The 748-nt window shown below is 41.2% G+C and carries 2 protein-coding genes; both read right to left on the bottom strand.

The window, feature by feature from the left end:
- A partial coding sequence (locus tag ACYQ0O_RS13055) for a flagellar cap protein FliD N-terminal domain-containing protein (RefSeq protein WP_162508105.1) occupies positions 1–501 on the bottom strand: 501 nt, incomplete at its 3' end.
- 24 nt (positions 502–525) lie between these two features.
- Positions 526–748 (bottom strand): flagellin (locus ACYQ0O_RS13060; protein ID WP_459893772.1); only part of this gene is annotated, 223 nt, incomplete at its 5' end.

A 748-nucleotide genomic window follows, 5' to 3' on the forward strand; every position in this document is an offset into this window, starting at 1 on the left:
GTCAGTTAGTGTAGTGTTGGAATCAGTGGTATAAGAATATAGAGTTCCATTATGATAAAAAGAGAGAGTAATTCCATCTTCAATTAGAGTAGCATTATCTGGTTCAGGGATTCCTTGAGTTACGCCAGTTGCAGGATCACCATCATCCACCCCAATTATAAGGTGATGGGCCTTAGCAAGATGATTTACAGTTAAAGAGTGAGTCCCGGTATGTGCGGAATTAGAGACAGTAGCAGATGCTACATCTTCATCAGAAGAAGAAGCAGATTTGGTGAGGAAAGAAGAGGAGGTATCTATATTATCAGCTGCCTGATACAGATCAATGAGTTTAGAACTAAGGGAGGTATAGTTGTCTTTTCTTGCCTGCTCGCTCTGTATGTCCTGCTCAATGGGAGTGAGTAGTTGCAATTGCTTTACATGTACCAGTTGATCCACTATGTCATCTGGTAAGCCACTGGGCCTACCATTGGGATATGCATTGTATATGGAGCCAAGTGCCATTTAGTACTTCTCCTTAATGTAATATTATAGTCCCTGCAGGAGCTGTAGTGCAATTGCCGGATTCTGATTGGCCTGTGCAAGCATTGCAGCAGCTGCCTGACGTTTGATATTGTTTTGTGTAAGCTCTGCTGCTTCTTTTGCAACATCTGCATCCACTATCCTGGAATTTGCATCTATTAGTTTTTGTACATAGTTATTCAAATTATTAATTGTAGACTCCAGTCTATTTTGGGTAGCACCAAGAGTG

This window comes from Desulfothermus okinawensis JCM 13304, from assembly GCF_054654515.1.